We start from the raw sequence: 20,061 nt of genomic DNA, 5'->3' as shown, positions 1-20,061 counted from the left end.
AATATCTGAAAACCGGCAGATAAAACTAAGTATATCGTATTTCGTATATAGTATTTCGTAAACTGCAAAAATACCCTAAGGAGATGGTTTTTCGATATACGATCTACGATATACGATATACTGTTCTTTTTCAGTTTGCCGCCGCGTTGGCAACTGTCTGCTGCTGGTTTGCAACTCTTCGCTGGATATTAAAATTGCTTATTACACCGGGTATGTCCAGGATCGGTATGACCTTGCCATCGCCCCTGATGGTTGCCCCGCTGATACCCTTTATGTTCTTCAAAAATTCACCCAGCGGCTTGATGACAACCTCTTCCTGACCCACTACCGCATGAACCTTGAGACCGACAATCTTATCGGTAATGTTGCAGATCACGAGATAACCGCCTTTTCCGTTGCTGTCGTTCGCGGAAAAGGTCTTTGAAAGATCGACAATGGGTATTACTATATCCCTCAGCACAAAAACCTCGTTCTTATCGACAGATTTGATAAGGCCTTCCCTGATCTTTACCAGTTCCACGACCGTATTTAACGGCACCGCGAAAAGATCATCTGCTATCTTTACTATCAATGCCCTCATGATAGCCAGCGTGAGGGGTAATCTGATGGTTAATTTGGCCCATTGTCCTTCCTCGGAATCTATATATGCCTGTCCGTTCATCTTTTCTATGTTTGTCTTGACGACATCCATCCCCACTCCCCTGCCGGAGACCTTGCTGACCTTTTTCGCGGTGCTGAGGCCCGGGATAAAGATAAGATTCATCGTTTCCTTTGCAGACAGGTTGTTAAGCTCCATATCGCTCATAATCCCTTTCTCTTTCACCTTCTCTTTGACCGCCTGTACATTGATCCCTTTGCCGTCGTCAAAGATCTCCACAATAACATGGTTGCCTTCGTTATAGGCCCTTATGGAGATCAGTCCCTTGCTGCGCTTGCCTTTTTTCATGCGTTCTTCCGGCGCTTCTATCCCGTGGTCTACAGAGTTTCTTATGATATGTATCAAAGGATCATGGAGCGCTTCTATAAGAGAGCGGTCCAATTCCGTATTCTCACCCTCAATCTTCAATTCAATGTCTTTTTTGAATTCACCGCATAAATCCCTGACCTGCCTCGGGACCTTGTTGAATAATTTGCCGATAGGAACCAGTCTTGCCCTCATCACGGAAAGCTGTAATCCATTCGTGATCCCTTCAACATAATTGGTCACATCGGCAAGGTTATCCAGTATACCATCACCTTCAGACCCTTTTTTTACCAGGCTGTCCAGCAAGATAAGCCTGTTTTTGCCGAGAACAAGCTCGCCGACAAGATTCATCAGCTCATCCAGTTTTTTTACATCAATTCTTATGGTCTGTTCCTCTTTCGTGGTTTTCTGTTTCGATAAAAAATTATTTAATTGCGTCTCTGTAATCAGCTTTTCTTCAACTATGATCTCGCCAAACTTCTTTTCTTTGTCCTGCTTTTGTCTTTCCAGAACCTCGTCGCGCTCGTTCCTGGTTATTACCTTTTCCTCAACAAGGATTTCACCGATCATTTTTCTGTCCTTTTTGAGAAGGGCCTCAAGCTTCTCAATGACAGCGTTCGCCTCCCGCTCCACCGGCGATTTTATCCGTATATCTTCTATCATGAGTTTCATGAGATCAAAGGCCTCTAAGAGAACATCGGCGATCTCCTGGTCCGGCTTCATTTCTCCCTTGCGTATCATACCCATTACGTCTTCAGCTTTATGGGCAAGCTGAGAGAGGGCGTTAAAGCCCAGAAAACTTGAAGTTCCTTTGATTGTGTGGACAGCCCTGAAGATCCCGTTCACCATCTCCTCGTCAGGGTTGTTTTCGATTATGACAACATCCTGTATGACGTTCTCTATCAGCTCGCTTGATTCGGTGACAAACTCATCAATAATCTCCTGCATTTCATCATTTTTCAAGATCTCGTCGCTCATTGTCCTCACCCTCCCGTAAAAAGCTTTCAACTTTATAAAGCAATACCCCCGGCTGAACAGGCTTATTGAGAAACATGTTCACACCCGCTTCAAAGGCATCTTTCCTCAATCTCTCGTCTTTCGTAGTGGTAAGCATAATAACGGGCGTATCCATGTAATAATAATTATCACGGAGACCCTTGACAAATTCGATGCCGTCCATATTGGGCATGTTGAGGTCGACGATTACAAGATCGACCTGCACATGACTCAATTTCTCCATGGCATCCATGCCGTCTTCCGCTTCCGCAATGATGTAGCTTTTCTTTTTCAGGATATAGGCCAGAAGCTTTCTGATAGTTGGTGAGTCATCGACAATCAATACTGTTTTCATGCTTTACCCTCGCTGATATGCAATGGTTCCTGGAAATACCAGTGGTTTAAACGCCCTCGATATGTTGTGAAGGGACTCAGCGTGCCCGATTATTAAAATTCCTTTTGGTTTAAGGCATTCATACAGGGAATCTATAACCTTTTTCTTCATCTTTTCATCGAAATATATAAGGACATTTCTGCAGAATATAAAATCCATCTGCCTGTATGCCCTGTACGCGCTTTCCTCCATGAGGTTCATAAAATCTATCTTTACGTATCTTTTTACCTGTTCCTTAAGCGTAAAAAGATTATTCTCCCCTGTGAAATATTTTTTCATTATCTTTTCATCGGTATTCCGGATACTGTACGGGTTAAATACAGCCTTTTTTGCGGACTCCAGGACCTTCGCGCTGATATCCGTCCCGTATATCATGAAGGGTATGTTTTTCCTGAAGGATTCAACAAGCTCAAGGATAATGATGGCAAGCGTGTATGGCTCTTCACCGGTCGAGCAGGCGGCACTCCAGATCTTTATCGGGATACCGGGCATATCCCCGTTGCGATAACCCTTCTGGATCATCATTTTGAAAACATCCAGCTGCGGTGGATTTCTGAAAAAACTTGTTTCGTTTGTAGTCACAACATCGAAAAGGTTTGTTATTTCATTCCTCGCTTTTTCACCACCGAATTTCAGGCTATAGTAGTAATCTTCATATGAGCTCAGGCCAAGATCCTGCAAGCGGTTCGTCAACCTGCTTTCCATGAGATACATCTTGTTTTCAGCAAAATAGATCCCCGTCTTTCCATAGATAAAATCTCTTAACATCGCGAACTCTTCTTTGGTCATCATCGTTTCATTCCCCGAGCATCTCCAACTCACTCAAAACAAATGTAGTCGTTGACCTGACATCCTCATCGGGATCATCCAGAAAGGGTGCGATGAAACCTATCGCACTTTTATCTTTCAGGTCGGCAAGTGCCTTTATGCAGCCTATCTTTACGAGATTCTTGTCCTCATTCAAACCACGGACAAAGGTATCAAACAACGAATGGTCCTCAAAGGCGCCCAGCGCGGAAAGGGCGTAGTACCGCGTCCACAAACCCTTGCCTGGATCAGTAAAGATACTGATCAGGCGGTCCTTGAATTGACGCAGTTTTTTTTCCTTGATAACCTTCAATATCTCGTGGGGAATGTTTGCATCGATTAAAAAGGCCTCCAGCAGATCCAGGTATCTTTTGTCGTTGACGAAATTACCCATGACGCCCAGGGCGCTCCTCTTCACATTTTCATCAGGGTCATGCAACAAATATTGTGTAAAAGGCAGGTTGGTGTCGCCGTTCAGAAGATACGCATTGGCAAGGTATACCTTTTTGTCCTCGCTTGAACCGTTATAAACAAAATTTTCAATGGTCTTGCCTGCCTCCTCCGGATCAAAGGCAATCAGGACTTTCAACGCCTTGATCCTCACGTCCGGAAATCCGCCTTTCGCGACATCAAGGATCATATCTTTCAAATCGCTCAGCTGCATGAGCCCCGCGACAATAACCGAATCACCCTTGATGTGCCCGTCAACATCGTTCATTCCTTCCATGACTATCGATCGCCCGTTTCCATCAACAATATCGGGAAGGCTGATAATGAGTTCTCTTTTTACATCAACAGATGACGAACGAAAGACCTTTAACAACAGGTGCTCTTCAACGTGAACCCTTGCGACCCTGCATGCCCGGATGAACGGCAGCAGATACTCCTCTGTACGCCCCAGGTATTCTTCTGTGTATTCGCTCCATACCTCCCGGAGCGATATAAAAAATTCCAGGGCTTCATTGAATTCCTCTGCCTCCCTGTCCATAACGCTGAGAGAATCCAACATTGCGTCGCAGGCCTTCTTGTTCCTGAAATTGCTCAACATCCTCAAAAATTCGATCGATCTCTTTTCCTCGCCCCGCAGACCGTTCAGAAGGTGCTCGAATAATTCGTCTTCTATCTTTTCTTTCAATTTCTGAAAGGTGGCCTCATTACCTTTTTCCAGGATAACCTTTAAATACATCCCCCGTTTTCCGCTGTCCCACCGTCTCATCTGTTCGAACATCTCATCCAGAACCCTTTTGTCATTAAAATCAATGAGCACCTCGCAGGCGGCAACAGACAGTTCTTCGGATCCGTTTTTGAAGAGTTCAAAAAGCGGCCCGACAGCCTCCGGGTTGCCGATCTTACCGAGGCTATAGACCGCGGAAAAGACCATCCATTCGTCATCCTTTAACGCATCCAGAAGCGCCCTGACCGCCCGTTCATCACTGAATTCCCCGAGGGCCATACAGGCGGCATTTCTCACGTTATCCTCGTCCTCATATATCTTTCTGATAATTGCAGGCAGCGCACGATTGTCGCCTATGCCTGCCAGTATCTCACAGGCATATACCCTTACGTCTTCATTTTCGTCATCAAGGAGGGCAATAATCCTGTCTATGTCAAGAGAACCCGTCTTCTTTAACACCTCATGAGCCGCCATCCTGACGCTCGTATTGTCCTCATACAACAACGGTACCACCGACTGAACGGTATTCTTGTCCGGCACCGATATTAATGTCTCAACAACCTTTTCCTTCTCGTAATTATCACCGCTTTTCAACAACCCTATCAAACGCGACAACCTTCGTTTATCCATTGTCCTCTGTTTTGTTGATTGTCCTGCCATCTGGTTCATAGCACCCTCATAATCTCTTCCGGTATTTTGTCTACAGGCAGTATTGCGTCGGTAATGTTCGCATTCACAACCGCCTTGGGCATCCCGTATACCACGCAGGTTTCTTCGTTCTGGGCTATTATATATCCTCTTTTTGATTTCAGTTCCTTCATGCCGGCCAATCCGTCGCTTCCCATCCCGGTCAGGATGACCCCGATAGACAGCGATTCATATGCCTCCGCGGTGGTTGACATGAGAAGATCAACCGATGGCCTGTAAATAAATTGTGCGCCATTGACAAATTCCACAAAAACATCCCTGCCTCTCCTTTTCAGGCTTATATGGGTATCCCCCGGTGCTACCAGTACGACACCCGCCCTCAGCACCTCTCTATCTTCCGCCTCCTTAACCTCCAGCCGGGAAAGCGCGTTGAGCCTCTGCGCAAAAGACTGCGTGAATATCTTCGGCATGTGCTGAGCGATCACCACGGGTACGGGAAAATCCTTCGGCAGACTCGACAGTATATGCTGGAGAACGGGGGGACCGCCTGTAGAAGCCCCGATTGAGAGTATCTCGTGTTTGATCTTCTTGTCCGGATTTAACGTAACCGGTTTTTTAATGGCATCCAGTCTTTTAAGCAGATATTTTGTCTTATTCTTCACGACATCTTTTACTTTGCCGACAAGCTCACTTTCAATGCACGCTGCGGATAACGAAGAGCTGGAAAAATCCTTCGTAATAAAATCACAGGCGCCCAGATTGAGCGCTTCAATCGTAATATCGGCGCCTTCTTTTGTAAGGGCGCTCATCATAATCACGGGCATAGGCCTTTTTGACATGACTTGTTTTAAAACATCGATCCCGTTCATCACGGGCATCTCTATGTCCAGGGTCATCACGTCGGGCTGCAGGGACTCAATCTTCTCCAGCGCATCCCTGCCGTCCACAGCAGTTCCTACGACCTGTATCTGCTGGTCCTTTTCAAGGATCCTCGCTATGACCTTTCTCATAACAATAGAATCATCAACGACAAGTACCTTTATCATTCCTTTTCCCTTATCACTCCGTGGATATAATGCTGCGTCTTTCTTGCACAAGCGTATATCTTTTCATAGAATATTATTTCATCGCTCGGCGAAAGCTGCAGACCAGGCTCATCATCAATGTTCAGGAAAGGCCTGTACCTGTTTAAAAAATCATCAAAGCCCGGAAGATCATCATGGATATTGATCAGTTTTGAAAACCTGTTGCCCAGATAGATAGCCATTACGTTTCCACGATTCCCTTTGGCCTTACCGGGACAGTGGTGGAACATTACGCCATCAGTGATCTCCTTCGGTATATTCCACAATTCCAGGAGGATTGCGCCTATATAACCGTGGTCCATGGAAAAGATATCTCTCTCTGCCTCAGGCCAGGGCATGCCCCTTTCCCGTACCAGCGAACATGCCTGATCCCATTCGCTTCTGAAATACCGGTAGATGATGATCGACCCTATATCATGCATCATCCCGCCGATGTAGACCTCGTTGGGATTCCCGAACTTAGTTGATGAACTTATTGTCTTTGACAGAACACCGCACATGATCGAATGTTCTATAAATTTCTCACGGTCGAACCCGGTATCCCCTTTTACCATGGAGATGAAAGGCATTTGAAGTATGATTGTTGAAAGATGCTCAAGGCCTATAATGGCGATCGCATGTTCGATCGAAGATATGTTTCTGAAGTTCTTCGTCCCGAAATAGGCCGTATTTGCAATCCTCAGCACCTCGCTCACCATTGACGGGTCCATGCTCTTTGCAAGATCGGCCGCAGAGCTCATCGGATCCTGGATCAGGTCCATTACCCTCCCCACGGTAGCAGGAAATGTCGGCAGCATATTGACTGCCTTGAGTTTATTCAGTATGCGGTCATTATCCATGCTGATTCTACTGGTATTATCGGTATGCTACGGACAAACTTTAATTCTTCAGATGTTTTTTCATGAGGGACCTGAGGTTCAGGACCGCCTGGGAATGGATCTGGCATATCCTCGCCTCGGTGATGCCGAGTGTCCTTGCAATCTCCTTCATATTCATATCTTCATGATAATAGAGGCTCAGTACAAGTCTCTGTCTTTCCGGCAATTTATCGAACTCTTCCGCAAGGATTCCTTCGATCTCATAGAGTTCCGCGCATTTCTCCGGATCTTCTTTTTCATTCGTTACATATCTGATAACAGCCTCGCGGTCTTCTCCCGATATCTCGTGGAGGTCCTCAATGCTTAAAACTGAAAGGTTGCCGTAGTCTTTAAGCATTGTGAGGTACTCCTCAACATCCATGTTCAGCTCTGCGGCTATTTCTTCTTCCCCGGGAATTCTCCCGAGCGTGTTTTCAAGTTTCCGTATTACTTCACTGATCCTTTTTGATTTGGTACGCGCGCTTCTTGGAAACCAATCCCTCGATCTCAATTCGTCTATCATGGCGCCGCGGATCCTCAGATAGGCAAAGGTGTTCAGCTTGATCCCCTTGTTCGCATCGAACTTTTCCATCGTTTCGAGTAGACCGACAATACCGGCCGAAATGAGATCATCAATGACATTGTCATCATCAAACCTCTTCGAGACCTTATAGGCAAGATGTTTGATGATAGGAATAAATTCCTCTATCGTCTTTTCTCTTTCCGTCATTGATCCGGCGTATGCTCTTTTCCACATCGTTTACGACACCAGCCTGTTGCATATCCGAGAAAGGGCCTTTGTCGCCATTGTTTCCGGAAAATGCTCGACCCATAATCTCTGCTTCTTTATTGCCTGGCTAATATTTACATCAAGGGGGATATAGCCGAAATAGTTCAGGTAGACATTCAAAAACCTGTCAGACACATTAATGAGCTTCTGAAAGATATCCAGCGCCTCTTCTTCATCCTTCACCATGTTGACAACGATATTGAAATCCTTTCTCCCCGTCTTTTTTTCCAATACCTTGATGACAGCGTATGAGTCGGTGATACTGGAGGGGTCTGGAGTAACAACAACAAAAATATCCTCGCTCATCGCGTTAAAAGAGATAACGTTCGATGAGATCCCCGCAGAGGTGTCAACAATCAGAAAGTCATACTCCGGCAGTGTCTGCAGGGAAGAAAAGAGTATCTTTTTCTCCTCAGTGCTCAGGTTGGAAAACTCATATACCCCGGATGTTGCGGGGATGATCTTTATACCGCAGGGTCCTTCCATCACTATCTCTTCAATGTGCCTGCCCCCTTCGATCAAATCCTTCATATTATATTTCGGGATCATACCGAACATGATATCGATGTTCCCCAGTGAAAGGTCCGCATCGAGTATAAATGTGCGTTCGTTCATGCTGCTCAGCATATAGGCCAGGTTCGAAACTATGGACGACTTCCCGACCCCGCCCTTTCCGCTCGTTACTGTAATAATTCTCTTCCTTCTCTTTTCCATTGGTTACCCTCTAAGAATAGTTTTCCCAGCATTTCGACGTTCGGTATCACAATATCCTCAAGATTAATTCCCGTCGTTACGGAACAAAGAGGCTGATCCAGGTCAATCAGGTTATGACAGAGGTGACCAAGAGAATCCTCTTCGTCAAGTTTTGTAAAGATAACACCTGCAACATGGTTCGTATTTTTGAATTTATTCAGGTAGCCCTTCATCTTCTCGTCACGCGCCCCTGCCGGCAATATGATAACCTTTTCCATCATCGGCAACCTTTCCGCGATCTTTTCCTGAAAATCAACATGCCCGGTAATATCTATGATTATCCTGCCTGTGGCCTTGCTGACCTTGACGCAGAGATCGTCAATGCTGGTGGTAAATACAAAAGGTATCCCCGTGTTTTCAGAAAAGATCCTGCATTCATCATAGCTCCCTCTCTTTATCGGATCAAAGACCATGACGGTAGCCAGTTTCTGTCTGCCCGACAGCAGCCTGGCCAGTTTCTTTGCTGTCTCTGTTTTCCCGGCGCCTGTAGGCCCAAGAAGCATAACGGCTCCATCGGAATCAGTTATATCGGATATGGATATTCGCCTGGCGATAATGCTTTTCAGAAAAAAGGCGGCCTTTATGCTGTTCCCTGCAAGTTGTCCTATTTCGCCATATACTTCAGAGATCATAGACATGGCGAGGTGCATATTTACACCGTTTTTAACGATCTTCTCGAATAAGACCTTCAACGGCAGGGGGTAAGTCTTCACCCTGTCCATAATCATCTCAGATTCAACGGAGATCAATTTTTCACTTAAAAATTGCGCTGTCTGGCTCCATATCGACTCTGTCCTTTTCCGAAGCTCACCAAGTTCATTTTCTCTAAGTTCCGGATCACCATCGAGGGCCACGGAGATCTCACAGCTCTTTTTCGACCAGCCGTATCCGTTATGGTTATTGTGTTTAATGTCCACGATAATAGTATCAGGGCCGTATGTCTCTTTGATCTTCTCCATGCCCTGCCTGATATCTTCAAAGCTATGGGTCTTAACCCTCATTGATTCTTATTACCCCCACTGATTGCATTTTTATTTGCGGTGGGATCTCGTTATGCGAAATAACGGTAATACCCTGTATGTAACGTTCAAGAAACCTCCTTAATCTCCCCCTCAGAACAGGGTGGACAAGCAACATGGGTTGCACGTTCTGCATCAGCGCCTTTCTTACCTCATTCCCTATCTTTTCTATGAGACGTTGACTGAAGGACAGGTCAAGGGCAAGGAACGATCCCTGGTCAGACTGCTGCAGGCCGTTGATCATCTTCTCTTCCAGTGATTTTTCCAGAATAAGGATATTAAGTACCCCGTCCACGAGGTACGGCTTCAATATACTCCTCGACATTCGCTGTCTCACAAATTCAGTTATCAGGTCAGTGTCCCTCGACGATGTCGATGCGTCGGCAATTGATTCAAGAATGGTCACGAGATCCCTTATGGAGACCTGTTCCCTTAAGAGATTCTGCAAGACCTTCTGGATGATCCCGACATTCATCTGGTTCTGACTTAATTCCTCAACGACCTTCGGGTGGGTAGCAGCTACTGAATCTATCAGCTTCTGTGTTTCCTGCCTTGTCATCAACTCGTGCGCATTATTTCTCAATATCTCGGTCAGGTGCGTGGCAATAATGGTCGGGTGGTCAACAACAGTAAACCCTTCTGCCATATACCTGTCTCTCTCTTTTTCGCTGATCCAGTATGCATCAAGATTAAATACCGGCTCTTTTGTCGGTATTCCGTCTTTTATTCCCTTTTTGCCTTCGCCTCCCATGGCAAGGACATTCCCGGGAAGCATCTCTCCTCTTCCCATTTCTATACCCTTGAGGAGGATCAGGTATTCAAAGGCCTTCAATTGAAGGTTATCCCTCAACTTCATCGGAGGCACTACTATGCCGAGTTCCATCCCCATCTGTTTTCTTATAGCCCGCAGCTTGTCGAGAAGCTCTCCGCCCTGTTCGGGGTCAACTATCGGTATCATCCCATACCCGATCTCTATTTCGAGTATCTCCATAGGTTGAATGAAGTCGGTCTTCTCTTTCTCTTCAGCCGGCAATTCAGGTGTGCCGGTTATCTCTTCCTCTGCCGACTTCTTCAAAAAATGACTCATACCGAACGTGATTGCTGAAAGAATAAGAAAAGGTACGAGAGGAATACCGGGGATCATACCGATGGAGAATATAACAACAGAGGCGAGGATAAGCGCCCTGGGCTGTGTAAAGAGCTGGCTCACGATATCACTGCCGAGGTTTGACTCGCTTGCCGCCCTCGTAACGATAATACCGGCGGCGGTAGACGTTAAAAGGGCAGGGATCTGGCTTACAAGACCATCCCCTATCGTTAATATCGTATACACAGCGAGCGCGTCATTTGCCGGCATTCCTTTCTGCACAACACCAATAACCAAACCGCCGATGATATTCACAAATATGATTATTATCCCCGCTATTGCGTCGCCCCTTACGAATTTGCTGGCGCCATCCATGGCGCCGTAAAAATCCGCCTCCATTTCAACCTTTTCCCTTCGTCTTCTCGCACCGGCGTCATCAACAAGCCCGGCGTTAAGGTCCGCGTCAATGCTCATCTGCTTCCCCGGCATGGCATCAAGGGTAAACCGCGCGGCAACTTCCGCCACCCTGCCTGCACCTTTTGTGATGACAACAAAGTTGATGATCATAAGGATAAGGAACACGACAGCGCCCACTACATAATTTCCACCGACAATAAACGTGCCGAAACCCTTGATGATAAGACCTGCCGCCTGCGATCCTTCATCTCCATGCACGAGGATCAGCCTCGTTGACGCAATATTTAAAGAAAGTCTGAAGAGGGTCACGATCAGGAGCACCGACGGAAAAACAGAAAAATCGAGCGGTTTGCCGATATACATCGCAATGAAAAGTATTAAAAGAGATAGGGATATACTTAATGTCAGGAATATATCGATAAAAAAACTATTGAGAGGCACGATCATGATAAGGATTACGAAAACAACGCTTATGGCGACGAAAAGATCGCTTTTTGCCTTGATCATTGATCGTAACGATCCCATTATAATGATACCCCATGTTTCTTTTTATAAACCACTGCCAGCAACTCAGCGACAATCAGGTAAAATTTTTCGGGAATAAAATCACCGATCTTCACTGCAAAAAAGAGCCCCTGCGCGAGCGGTTTGTTTTCAACCAGAGGAACTCTGTGCAGCATCGCAACTTCCTTGATCCTTGCAGCAACAAATCCCGCTCCCTTACCTACTACCTTCGGGGCAAGCATCTCTCCTGCCACATATTTCAGCGCTATCGCATAGGTTGTCGGGTTTGTCACAACTACATCAGCGGTCTTTACATCTTCAATCATTCTCCGCCGCGACATCTCCCTCTGGAGGCTCCTTATCCTGGACTTGACCAACGGGTTCCCTTCGTGTTCCTTATATTCCTCTTTCACTTCCTGGGCAGTCATCATGAGGTCTTTTTTGTGCTGCCACTTCTGGTAAAGAAAATCCACGCCGGCGATAAAAAGAAAAATAATCCCTATCTTGATAGCCAGGTTGAATGATGTCTTCCCGAGATATTCAACAATAGACCTCGTGTCCTGCCCGGTCAGCGAAAAGATGTGAGGAAGTTCCCTGACGATCAGCGTGTAGACAACGTAGACCATGATAAAGATCTTGAGGAGCGATTTGATAACTTCAACGGCCGATCTTTTGGAAAATATCTTCTTTAACCCCGATGCCGGGTTTATGTTCTCAACATCAAATTTAAGGGCCTCCGAACTCCACATAAATCCGGTCTGCAATACGGTGCTGAAGAATGCCATGGCAACAAAAAGGGTCAGGAGCGGTACGACAATCCATAACCACCTGTACATGCCGAATGACATAACGCTGTAAATGTTCCCGGTGTTGATGTCCAGATTTATGTTTCTCATGTAGCTCACATATACCCTGAACATCTCATGAAAACCATGGGTCATCGAAAAATACAGGAATATCGTCGAAAAAAGGATAATAAAACAGGTAGGCATCTCCCGCGACTGGGCAACCTGTCCCTTTTCCCGCGCCTCATTGAGCCTCTTATCGGTTGGCTGTTCGGTCTTTTCCTGGTATGATTCCTGCATAATCTACGCCATTATCCTTATAATCTTTAAAAACTCCGTATCCATACCTTTAAACAGGTTGACTATCCCCGGCACAATAACGGCCAGGGAAAACGAGAATATTATTGCGGTGATGAGTATCTTCATAGAAACACCTTCAACGAAGATATTCACCTGTGGTATCATTTTTGAAAGAATGCCCAGCGAAAGGTCTACAAGAAAAAGGGCGATAATAATCGGAGCCCCTATACGCAGGCCTGTTGCAAAGATCTTTCCCGTGGTATTGATCAGGTACTGAAGCAAAGAAGGGTTGAGCGCGGCGGCTCCTACGGGCAGCTCCTTCAGGCTGACTGCCAGCCCCTTGATAAGCATATGATGGGCATCAACGGCGAAAAATATTATCATGGCCATCAGGTTCGTGACCTGCTCCATAATAGACATCTGGAGCATGGAAAAAGGGTCCATGAAGCGGGCGAAGGAAAAGCCTGACTGCAGTGATATTATTTCGCCTGCCACGTTGACTGCGAGGAACAATATCCTCACAAAAAAACCGATCGTCACGCCGACAAAGACCTCTTTCATTACCAACAGAAGGCATGAAACCGGATCATTGCCCAACAGGGGTCCCGTTTTAACAGAATCGAAAAGAAGGAAGGCAATCAGAACAGACAGGGCTGCCTTAAAGAGACCCGATACCATCCTTGATGAAAACAGGGGGATCAACCACATCATCGACAATATCCGGATGAAAATGAGCATCAGTCGCTGGATATCAGGGGTTATTACTGTCATCTATTTCACATAAACCGGTATATTTGAAAAGAGGTTTACCGTATAGGAAACCATGAAATTCATCATCCAGGGGAACAGCAGGATCAGGCAGAGGACAATAATGAGTATTTTGGGGACAAAAACCAGGGTCATTTCATGTATCTGTGTTGCCGCCTGGAAGATGCTCACAAGGAACCCGACCACAAGGGACGCAACCAGCATGGGGGCCATCAATATAAGAGAGGTTTTTAAAAAATCTCTGAAGATCTGTATGATCAGGTCCTGGGTCATTGTTCTCTCCTAAAAAAAACCTTTTATTATGGAACCGATGAGCAGGTTCCACCCGTCTACAAGGACAAAAAGCATAAGTTTAAAAGGCAGCGATATAAATATCGGGGGAAGCATCATCATGCCTGCCGACAGAAGGACGCTTGCAACCACCATGTCGATCACAAGAAACGGTATGTACAGAAGAAACCCGATCTGAAAAGCCCTTTTCAATTCGCTGATAGCGAATGCCGGCACGATAACCCGTATCGGTACCTCTTCGACATTGTTGGGTCTTTTTAGTCCGGCAATATTCATAAAAAGCGCGAGGTCCTTCTCCTTCGTGAACTTCAGCATGAAAGAACCCATCTCCTTTGATGCCTTGCTTACGAACTCGTCGTAGCCGATCCTGTTGTTCATGTAAGGCGAGAAGGCATTGGCATTGACCTTTTCGTATGTCGGGGCCATGATGAAAAAAGTCAGAAACAGGGATAGCCCGATAATTACCTGGTTTGGCGGCAGCTGCGGTATGCCTATGGCCTGTCTCAGGAAGGAAAGGACGATAATGATCCTCGTAAAAGAACTCATGAGCAAAAGGATTGCCGGCGCAAAAGCGAGGACAGTCAGCACGATCACGATATTGATAAGGTTTCGGCTCCCTCCTTCACTTTTCATAAGGGAACCGACAATATCACCCTGTGATTGAATCGTATTCTTGCTCGTTTTGGCATGGGTAAAACAGGGAATGGAGCAGAGTGTGATGATAACAAGGCCTATGAGAATATATCTCATGACTGCTGACCTTCTTTTTTCCATTTTGCGAGGAGCGACATCTCCTTATCTCCTGCGCCTATGACAAGCACGTAGTCCTTGATCTCAACAACAGAGATAAATTTTTTATAACCGAGATGCATGGTATCGACCTTCCTGAGGGAATACCGCGGATCCTTCGGGTGGAGATTCATCTGAAATTTTCCGGCATATCTCTTCACCACAAACAGGGCAGCTACAATACCGATGAGGACCAGGATGACCTTGACGATATTTACATATAGATCGATCATCCCAATTCCTGGACCCTTTCCTTCGGTGTAACTATTTCAATGATCCTCACACCAAGTCGCTCGTTCACAACAACAATCTCCCCCCTGCCCAGCAGCTTTTCATTGACATATATGTCAACAAGGTCTCCGGCAATCCTGTTGAGCTCGATTATTGACCCCCTGGAAAGTGCCAGGAGTTCGCCTATCGGCATCTTTGTCCTGCCTATTTCAACGGACATCTCAACAGATATATCCAGAAGATTGCTGATATCGATCTCAAATTTCCTTGGAGCAACAAGATTTTGATTTTCTCCCACAAATTCTTCCATTGTGCCTCCTTAGTTGATGGATTCCTCGACCCTTATTGCCTTGTTTCCCTTGAAGATCCCCATTTTGCCCCTGAACCTGGTATTCTGCTGAATCTCAATATCCACCGGATCGCTTATATACCTGTCGACAGCAATCACACTTCCGTCCGACATCTTAAGAAATTCTTCCAGCGGCATCTTTTTTCTTCCAAGCACCGCCCTCACGTCGATGGGGACATCCAGAACCCTTGCCTTTAATCTTCCAAACCATTTTTCTCTCATCTCCATGTCTTCCCTCGACGGAGTCGCTATGAGATAACCCTTGATGGATTCCAGTATCCCGTAAGGCATACATATCTTCACCCAGCTTGTCATATCGCCTATCTCAATGTTGAACTCGGTTATCCCCACTGTTTCTTCCGGCGCCACCATGGTTATGTAATTGGGGTTTATCTCTGACCTGGAATACTTGCACCTGATCTCATAAACGGGCGCCCACGCCTTCTCCATCTCAGCGGAGACCAGATCGATCAATTTTTTAATCACATTGAACTCTATCTTCGTAAATTCCCTGCCCACGATCTTGGGGACTGAAATATTCGTGCTGCCAAAAACAGTCTCAAGTACAGAAAAGATCATCTTTGCGTCAAAGATCACTATGTAAAAACCCTTCAGGTTTTCCGTAACAACGATGTTCATATTCGTGGGCAGCGGCAGGGTCTTGATAAAATCCTCATAACCGACGTATTGGATCGGCTGGAGATCAACCTCAACCTCTTTCTCCATAAAAAGCGAGAGCGCCGACCTGAAGGATTTGGAGAACCTGTCATAGATAAAATCCAGCGCAGGAAGTCTTTCTTTTTTCCCTCTCGTATACCTGATATAATCGAAGGACTTCGCTTCCTTATGCTCCTCCGGTGCCTCAACCTTCTGGGTCTCTATCTCACCCTCAGATATCCCATGAAGCAACGCGTCTATTTCTTCCTGAGACAGTACCTGTTCCATGTAAACTCCTTAGCTGACAATCGTTATATAGAATATAGACAGACCTGATCCCTTCACTGTTAAGCTTCTTACTGGATAATGATATCCGTTATATAGACAGATCTAAGCTCTTCGCCGTTTTTAAACAGGTCCTTCAGACTGCCGTAAATCTCTTTTTTTATCTCGTTTCTCTGGTTTACATCCATAAGCACCTCCGGCACCTTCGTACCAAGGACCGATAATGCTTTATCCCGGATCGCCGGAATCATCTTTTTTGCCTCTTCCATGATCTTCGGATCTTTCAACTCTATCCCCAGGGATATTCTCGCGAACCTGGCGGAGTTTCCTGAGAGATTGAAAACAAATGGCTCCAGCGCCAGTATAGGTCCTACACCATCCTTTTTCTTTTTATTGTCCTCCTCTTTTTGCGCTTCTGACTGCCCTTCTTTCTGCCCGCCAAAATATTTCTTCATTATTGTGTCACCATAAAGAACGTAGCCGCCGCCTATTGCCCCGCAGAAGACCAGGATAACGAGGAAAAATACTATCTTCATCTTCCCCTTCTTTTCCGGTTTTCCTTCTGCCTTCTTTTTCTTCTCCGGTTTTGTCTCTGCCTTTTCTTCGGCCTTCTGTTCTTTTTGCTCTTCATCCATAGCTCACCCCTCCGTCATTAACAAAAAAGCAATAAATGTGCCATGAAACGGAGCGAAGAGCAGAGAGCTGAGAGCAGAGGGTCAGAAAAAACGTTATTAAATAATAAAGTAAATATTTCAGTGTGTTGAGTTGACATGTGAGTAAAGAGTAAATCGGGTCGTGCATATTCGGCAGTCGTTGAAGGGGGAGACGGGTTATCGTATGTACTTTATAGTACCGATAGATGACACATGAACGTCATCGAATTGACAATAAAAAGGGGCTCCTTTGCGAGCCCCTCAGGACATAGCGAAAATCTGTTACCTCTTAAGATTCATAAGCTCTGCAAGGATCTCATCCGTTGTCGTTATAACCCTCGAATTTGCCTGGAACCCTCTCTGCGCTATGATCATCTTGACAAATTCTGTAGCAAGGTCAACGTTCGACTGCTCGAGTGAGTTAGGGTTTATCTTCCCCAGTCCTCCCTCGCCGGGGGCATTTGTATAGGCTACACCTGATTCAAGGGTCTCAGAATAGAGATTGCTCCCCTCTCTTCTTAATCCCCAGGGATTGTTAAAATTGGAAAGCGTTATCTGGTAGAGGTCAAGTATCTGACCGTTCGAGTAGTGACCGGATATTACGCCTTCCGGACTGACGGTAACGTTCATCAGAACGCCGGGGGGGTAACCGTCCTGTGTCTGGAAGTTTGTTGTCGAGGCAATAGGATACTGGGTTGTAGTACCGCCGCCTGAGCCTGAACCAAATACGATATCAATGTTCTGGGCCGGTTGAGCGTTCTGCGAAAAATCAAAGGAGACGCTTATCGGGTTTCCGCCGCTGATGAGTGTACCGTTATTCCCGAATGTCAGGTACCCGGACTGCACAGACCCCGCCACGCCGCTTGCCGCGTCATTGGAGCTCAGGTATGCGTGCCATTCCCATACGCTTGTCTGGGTCGGTGTTTCTGTCTCATGTGATTTTCTGAAGTAGACCGTCACAACATGCGACTGGCCGAGGGAGTCATAAACAGAGATAGATGTGGAATAGTTCGATGAGGCCGCCGGGTTTGCCGTCGCGCTCTGGTACTGTTCCTGGAAACCATCAACGGTAAATGTCTGTGTTCCTCCCGCAGCGATGTTGCCGTATGTAAGATCCAGTCCGGAACTTTCCCAATCGGTCAGCGTTGTGCCTATAACGGAAATATTTTCGCTGAAGGTTGTCGTTCCCTGAGAGACGCCGTCGAGCATCTGGTCAACAGTAAGATCAAGGTGGGCGCCATAGAGGTCCGTGCTCGCCTTGTCTGCAGCTGTCCAGCCGATACTGCCGGTTGTAACCAACGAATCATCTACAACAATATCCGTACCGGCGCTGTCCGCGGTCAGCCTGAGCTCCCCTCCCACGGCGCTTGCCGTTACATCAAGACCCGCGGCGGCGTTGATCGCGGCGACAACTCCCGCCAGGTCATCGGCAGCCAGCGTAACGTCAACACCATTGATCGTGAACGTTCCAGTACAATCAGAAAAAGCTCCTGTCCCCGTATATGCCGCTGTCCGGGTGGCGATCACCGATGTATAGTTGCCTGCCCTCGCGTATCTTCCTTCGCTTCCGGCGACATCGGTGATATTCCCGGTTCCTGCTGTTGTGGTCCTGCTGCCGGGCGTCCCTTTCCAGTCAGCGTTCGATTGGAGGTTGGCTGAGATACCGATAAATTCCGTTGCCCTTGGCTCGCTCGGTTCCGGAGATATCACGATATCGGTATCGACACCGAATGGCGCGTTCGTTGTCCTGTCGATCTCCCTTCCCTGGAGTTTGTAGCCGGCCGGATTGATGAGATTCCCGTCCTTATCGAACCTGAACTGGCCTGCACGTGTATAATAACTTGTGTTGTTGTCGGGAGATTTTACGATGAAAAATCCTTTTCCGCCTATCGCGAGGTCAGTCGGTTCACTGGTACTTTCAAATGATCCCTGAGCGAAGATGGTATCCACCGAACTCAGCGCAGTTCCCCTGCCGACCTGGCTTGTCCCGGAGGACCCGAAGATAGACTGGTAGAGAACGTCCTCAAAGGTTGCCCTGCTCCCTTTATATCCTACCGTGTTGACGTTCGCGATATTGTTACCGACAACGTTAATCGAATGGCTGTTGGCGAGCAACCCGCTTATCCCTGAAAAAAAGGAACTTAACATAAAAACCTCCTCTTAGTTCATTATTTGCTTTATTGCAGTTACGGGATAAAGGTCCCCGTTGCCTGCTACCACCTGATACCCGCTGTCAGATGTTACGATACCTTTAACGGTCCTGAACGTGCTTATCCCGCAGTTGATCGTCGCGTTATCTTTTTTAGCCACTGCCGCAATGAGGACGTCGTCAGTCCCCTGATTCGTATATGTCAGGCTGTCACCTTTCGTAAAATTGACCTCCGTGATATTCCCGTCCTTCGTGCTCTTCAGCGCCAGTGTTACCGTATCGTAATCCTCTGCGGGTGTCAGAACAACCTCGTCACCGTTCGACAGGATATTGCCGTCGACGCCGATCTTTTTACCTATTGCTGAAAGCCATTCGGTAATGGTCCCCTGCTCGCTCACCGTTTTCATTGACTCAAGACTGTCTGCAATATTCTGCAGCTGTTCCACCTGGGTTAGCTGGGATAGCTGTGTCAGAAACTGGTCGGGCTTCATCGGTTCCAGAGGGTCCTGATATTTGATCTGCTCAATGAGTATCTTCAGGAAATCATCCTTGCTCACACTCACATTAGTGCCTGTTGATGTAGCTGCGCCTGTCGTTGTGCCGGTCGTTTGAATATAATCTGTTACGCTCTGTATCGCCATAATACCTCCTTCACGCCATCGTATTTAAATAGGCGCTGAACTCTTCTTCCTCTTCATTCCGGGTATTTTTTTCCTTCCTGCCGTTCCGGTCATTCTTCTCAAATCCTCTCTGGTCATTGATATCAACCATAATCGTCGCGTATATATTTTTGCCTTCAAGATTTTTTGTGATGGCATCTTTTTGTGACTGGATAAAATTCATCACCCCTTCGCTGCCTGTCTTAATCTGTACGGAGATCTTCTGACCTTCGTCTTTCAGCCCCACCAGGATCGTCTCCTTTCCGTCTATCTTCAGTCTTACCACCATGTCGATAGACGAATTTTTGTTCGCGTACCGCTCCACAACCTGTTCTACCCTGTCCGCGATGATCGACCCAAAGACCGTTTTATCAGACACTTTTACCCCGTCTTTGCCGTGGAGCATCTCTGTCTTAAAATGGTCACCTCGCTGAAAGAGGTTCGCATCGCTCTTTACCATCGTTGGTTCCTGGTCATTTCCCGATATTGCCCTGACCTTTTCCGATACACCACCGGGAGTAATCGTCTCTGCCGGTCTTTTTACCGTCAGCATGGTCTTATTTCCATCGTCTCCCGCATCATCACGTGCTATCAAAAAAGGCTCGTCGGGGATGATGACCTTTCCGGAAGGAGCTTTTTGATTCAACACT

The 20,061-nt window shown here is 46.6% G+C and carries 21 protein-coding genes; all 21 read right to left on the bottom strand.

Going from position 1 to position 20,061, the window contains the following annotated elements:
* Positions 1 to 130: 130 nt before the first annotated feature.
* On the bottom strand, positions 131 to 1,942 hold the full coding sequence (locus PHU49_05045) for a chemotaxis protein CheA (GenBank protein ID MDD5243364.1): 1,812 nt from the start codon (positions 1,940 to 1,942) through the stop codon (positions 131 to 133).
* Positions 1,917 to 2,315, bottom strand: a complete 399-nt coding sequence (locus PHU49_05040; GenBank protein MDD5243363.1) for a response regulator — start codon at positions 2,313 to 2,315, stop codon at positions 1,917 to 1,919. The genes PHU49_05045 and PHU49_05040 overlap by 26 nt, the downstream gene beginning before the upstream one ends.
* A gap of 3 nt (positions 2,316 to 2,318) precedes the next feature.
* On the bottom strand, positions 2,319 to 3,146 hold the full coding sequence (locus tag PHU49_05035) for a protein-glutamate O-methyltransferase CheR (GenBank protein ID MDD5243362.1): 828 nt from the start codon (positions 3,144 to 3,146) through the stop codon (positions 2,319 to 2,321).
* A gap of 4 nt (positions 3,147 to 3,150) precedes the next feature.
* Positions 3,151 to 5,004 (bottom strand): HEAT repeat domain-containing protein, encoded by a 1,854-nt coding sequence (locus PHU49_05030; protein MDD5243361.1) that lies wholly within the window; start codon positions 5,002 to 5,004, stop codon positions 3,151 to 3,153.
* Positions 5,001 to 6,029 (bottom strand): chemotaxis response regulator protein-glutamate methylesterase, encoded by a 1,029-nt coding sequence (locus PHU49_05025; protein ID MDD5243360.1) that lies wholly within the window; start codon positions 6,027 to 6,029, stop codon positions 5,001 to 5,003. Before PHU49_05025 ends, PHU49_05030 begins: the two co-directional genes overlap by 4 nt.
* The gene (locus PHU49_05020) at positions 6,026 to 6,907 is read right to left on the bottom strand and encodes an HDOD domain-containing protein (protein MDD5243359.1); all 882 of its coding nucleotides are present in this window, start codon (positions 6,905 to 6,907) and stop codon (positions 6,026 to 6,028) included. The genes PHU49_05025 and PHU49_05020 overlap by 4 nt, the downstream gene beginning before the upstream one ends.
* A gap of 40 nt (positions 6,908 to 6,947) precedes the next feature.
* Positions 6,948 to 7,682, bottom strand: coding sequence for a FliA/WhiG family RNA polymerase sigma factor (locus tag PHU49_05015; GenBank protein ID MDD5243358.1), 735 nt, complete (start codon positions 7,680 to 7,682; stop codon positions 6,948 to 6,950).
* A gap of 3 nt (positions 7,683 to 7,685) precedes the next feature.
* The gene (locus PHU49_05010; protein MDD5243357.1) at positions 7,686 to 8,429 is read right to left on the bottom strand and encodes a MinD/ParA family protein; all 744 of its coding nucleotides are present in this window, start codon (positions 8,427 to 8,429) and stop codon (positions 7,686 to 7,688) included.
* Positions 8,396 to 9,469 (bottom strand): hypothetical protein, encoded by a 1,074-nt coding sequence (locus tag PHU49_05005; protein MDD5243356.1) that lies wholly within the window; start codon positions 9,467 to 9,469, stop codon positions 8,396 to 8,398. The genes PHU49_05010 and PHU49_05005 overlap by 34 nt, the downstream gene beginning before the upstream one ends.
* The gene (flhA, locus tag PHU49_05000) at positions 9,459 to 11,516 is read right to left on the bottom strand and encodes a flagellar biosynthesis protein FlhA (GenBank protein ID MDD5243355.1); all 2,058 of its coding nucleotides are present in this window, start codon (positions 11,514 to 11,516) and stop codon (positions 9,459 to 9,461) included. Before flhA ends, PHU49_05005 begins: the two co-directional genes overlap by 11 nt.
* Positions 11,516 to 12,580, bottom strand: a complete 1,065-nt coding sequence (flhB, locus tag PHU49_04995; GenBank protein MDD5243354.1) for a flagellar biosynthesis protein FlhB — start codon at positions 12,578 to 12,580, stop codon at positions 11,516 to 11,518. The genes flhA and flhB overlap by 1 nt, the downstream gene beginning before the upstream one ends.
* 3 nt (positions 12,581 to 12,583) lie before the next feature.
* Positions 12,584 to 13,351, bottom strand: coding sequence for a flagellar biosynthetic protein FliR (fliR, locus tag PHU49_04990; GenBank protein ID MDD5243353.1), 768 nt, complete (start codon positions 13,349 to 13,351; stop codon positions 12,584 to 12,586).
* Complete coding sequence (gene fliQ / locus PHU49_04985; protein MDD5243352.1) at positions 13,352 to 13,621, bottom strand: flagellar biosynthesis protein FliQ; 270 nt, start codon at positions 13,619 to 13,621, stop codon at positions 13,352 to 13,354.
* A 9-nt stretch (positions 13,622 to 13,630) separates the two neighbouring features.
* Positions 13,631 to 14,389, bottom strand: coding sequence for a flagellar type III secretion system pore protein FliP (gene fliP / locus PHU49_04980; GenBank protein ID MDD5243351.1), 759 nt, complete (start codon positions 14,387 to 14,389; stop codon positions 13,631 to 13,633).
* Positions 14,386 to 14,661: a flagellar biosynthetic protein FliO gene (locus PHU49_04975; GenBank protein ID MDD5243350.1), complete on the bottom strand. Its 276-nt coding sequence runs from the start codon at positions 14,659 to 14,661 to the stop codon at positions 14,386 to 14,388. The genes fliP and PHU49_04975 overlap by 4 nt, the downstream gene beginning before the upstream one ends.
* The gene (fliN, locus tag PHU49_04970; GenBank protein MDD5243349.1) at positions 14,658 to 14,969 is read right to left on the bottom strand and encodes a flagellar motor switch protein FliN; all 312 of its coding nucleotides are present in this window, start codon (positions 14,967 to 14,969) and stop codon (positions 14,658 to 14,660) included. The genes PHU49_04975 and fliN overlap by 4 nt, the downstream gene beginning before the upstream one ends.
* Positions 14,970 to 14,978: 9 nt before the next feature.
* The gene (gene fliM / locus PHU49_04965; protein ID MDD5243348.1) at positions 14,979 to 15,953 is read right to left on the bottom strand and encodes a flagellar motor switch protein FliM; all 975 of its coding nucleotides are present in this window, start codon (positions 15,951 to 15,953) and stop codon (positions 14,979 to 14,981) included.
* A 68-nt stretch (positions 15,954 to 16,021) separates the two neighbouring features.
* Complete coding sequence (locus PHU49_04960) at positions 16,022 to 16,585, bottom strand: flagellar basal body-associated FliL family protein (protein MDD5243347.1); 564 nt, start codon at positions 16,583 to 16,585, stop codon at positions 16,022 to 16,024.
* 300 nt (positions 16,586 to 16,885) lie between these two features.
* Positions 16,886 to 18,751: a flagellar hook protein FlgE gene (locus PHU49_04955; protein ID MDD5243346.1), complete on the bottom strand. Its 1,866-nt coding sequence runs from the start codon at positions 18,749 to 18,751 to the stop codon at positions 16,886 to 16,888.
* Between the two features lie 12 nt (positions 18,752 to 18,763).
* Complete coding sequence (locus PHU49_04950; protein MDD5243345.1) at positions 18,764 to 19,393, bottom strand: flagellar hook capping FlgD N-terminal domain-containing protein; 630 nt, start codon at positions 19,391 to 19,393, stop codon at positions 18,764 to 18,766.
* A gap of 10 nt (positions 19,394 to 19,403) precedes the next feature.
* Positions 19,404 to 20,061, bottom strand: a 658-nt coding sequence (locus PHU49_04945; protein MDD5243344.1) for a hypothetical protein, incomplete at its 5' end; no start/stop codon positions are given.

It is taken from the genome of Syntrophorhabdaceae bacterium (genome assembly GCA_028713955.1).
In the GTDB taxonomy this organism is placed as follows: domain Bacteria; phylum Desulfobacterota; class Syntrophorhabdia; order Syntrophorhabdales; family Syntrophorhabdaceae; genus UBA5609.
The sequence above is the reverse complement of the archived record's forward strand: the minus strand, read 5'-3'. Positions and strand labels throughout refer to the sequence as shown.

Coding starts and splice junctions, on each gene's coding strand:
- PHU49_05040 (MDD5243363.1), bottom strand. CDS start 2,315: ATGAAAACAGTATTGATTGTCGATGACTCACCAACTATCAGAAAGCTT.
- fliR (MDD5243353.1), bottom strand. CDS start 13,351: ATGACAGTAATAACCCCTGATATCCAGCGACTGATGCTCATTTTCATC.
- PHU49_05010 (MDD5243357.1), bottom strand. CDS start 8,429: ATGGAAAAGAGAAGGAAGAGAATTATTACAGTAACGAGCGGAAAGGGC.
- PHU49_05015 (MDD5243358.1), bottom strand. CDS start 7,682: ATGTGGAAAAGAGCATACGCCGGATCAATGACGGAAAGAGAAAAGACG.
- PHU49_05020 (MDD5243359.1), bottom strand. CDS start 6,907: ATGGATAATGACCGCATACTGAATAAACTCAAGGCAGTCAATATGCTG.
- PHU49_04955 (MDD5243346.1), bottom strand. CDS start 18,751: ATGTTAAGTTCCTTTTTTTCAGGGATAAGCGGGTTGCTCGCCAACAGC.
- PHU49_04950 (MDD5243345.1), bottom strand. CDS start 19,393: ATGGCGATACAGAGCGTAACAGATTATATTCAAACGACCGGCACAACG.
- PHU49_05005 (MDD5243356.1), bottom strand. CDS start 9,469: ATGAGGGTTAAGACCCATAGCTTTGAAGATATCAGGCAGGGCATGGAG.
- flhA (MDD5243355.1), bottom strand. CDS start 11,516: ATGGGATCGTTACGATCAATGATCAAGGCAAAAAGCGATCTTTTCGTC.
- PHU49_05045 (MDD5243364.1), bottom strand. CDS start 1,942: ATGAGCGACGAGATCTTGAAAAATGATGAAATGCAGGAGATTATTGAT.
- flhB (MDD5243354.1), bottom strand. CDS start 12,580: ATGCAGGAATCATACCAGGAAAAGACCGAACAGCCAACCGATAAGAGG.
- PHU49_05035 (MDD5243362.1), bottom strand. CDS start 3,146: ATGATGACCAAAGAAGAGTTCGCGATGTTAAGAGATTTTATCTATGGA.
- PHU49_04975 (MDD5243350.1), bottom strand. CDS start 14,661: ATGATCGATCTATATGTAAATATCGTCAAGGTCATCCTGGTCCTCATC.
- fliM (MDD5243348.1), bottom strand. CDS start 15,953: ATGGAACAGGTACTGTCTCAGGAAGAAATAGACGCGTTGCTTCATGGG.
- PHU49_05030 (MDD5243361.1), bottom strand. CDS start 5,004: ATGAACCAGATGGCAGGACAATCAACAAAACAGAGGACAATGGATAAA.
- PHU49_04960 (MDD5243347.1), bottom strand. CDS start 16,585: ATGGATGAAGAGCAAAAAGAACAGAAGGCCGAAGAAAAGGCAGAGACA.
- PHU49_05025 (MDD5243360.1), bottom strand. CDS start 6,029: ATGATAAAGGTACTTGTCGTTGATGATTCTATTGTTATGAGAAAGGTC.
- fliQ (MDD5243352.1), bottom strand. CDS start 13,621: ATGACCCAGGACCTGATCATACAGATCTTCAGAGATTTTTTAAAAACC.
- fliN (MDD5243349.1), bottom strand. CDS start 14,969: ATGGAAGAATTTGTGGGAGAAAATCAAAATCTTGTTGCTCCAAGGAAA.
- fliP (MDD5243351.1), bottom strand. CDS start 14,389: ATGAGATATATTCTCATAGGCCTTGTTATCATCACACTCTGCTCCATT.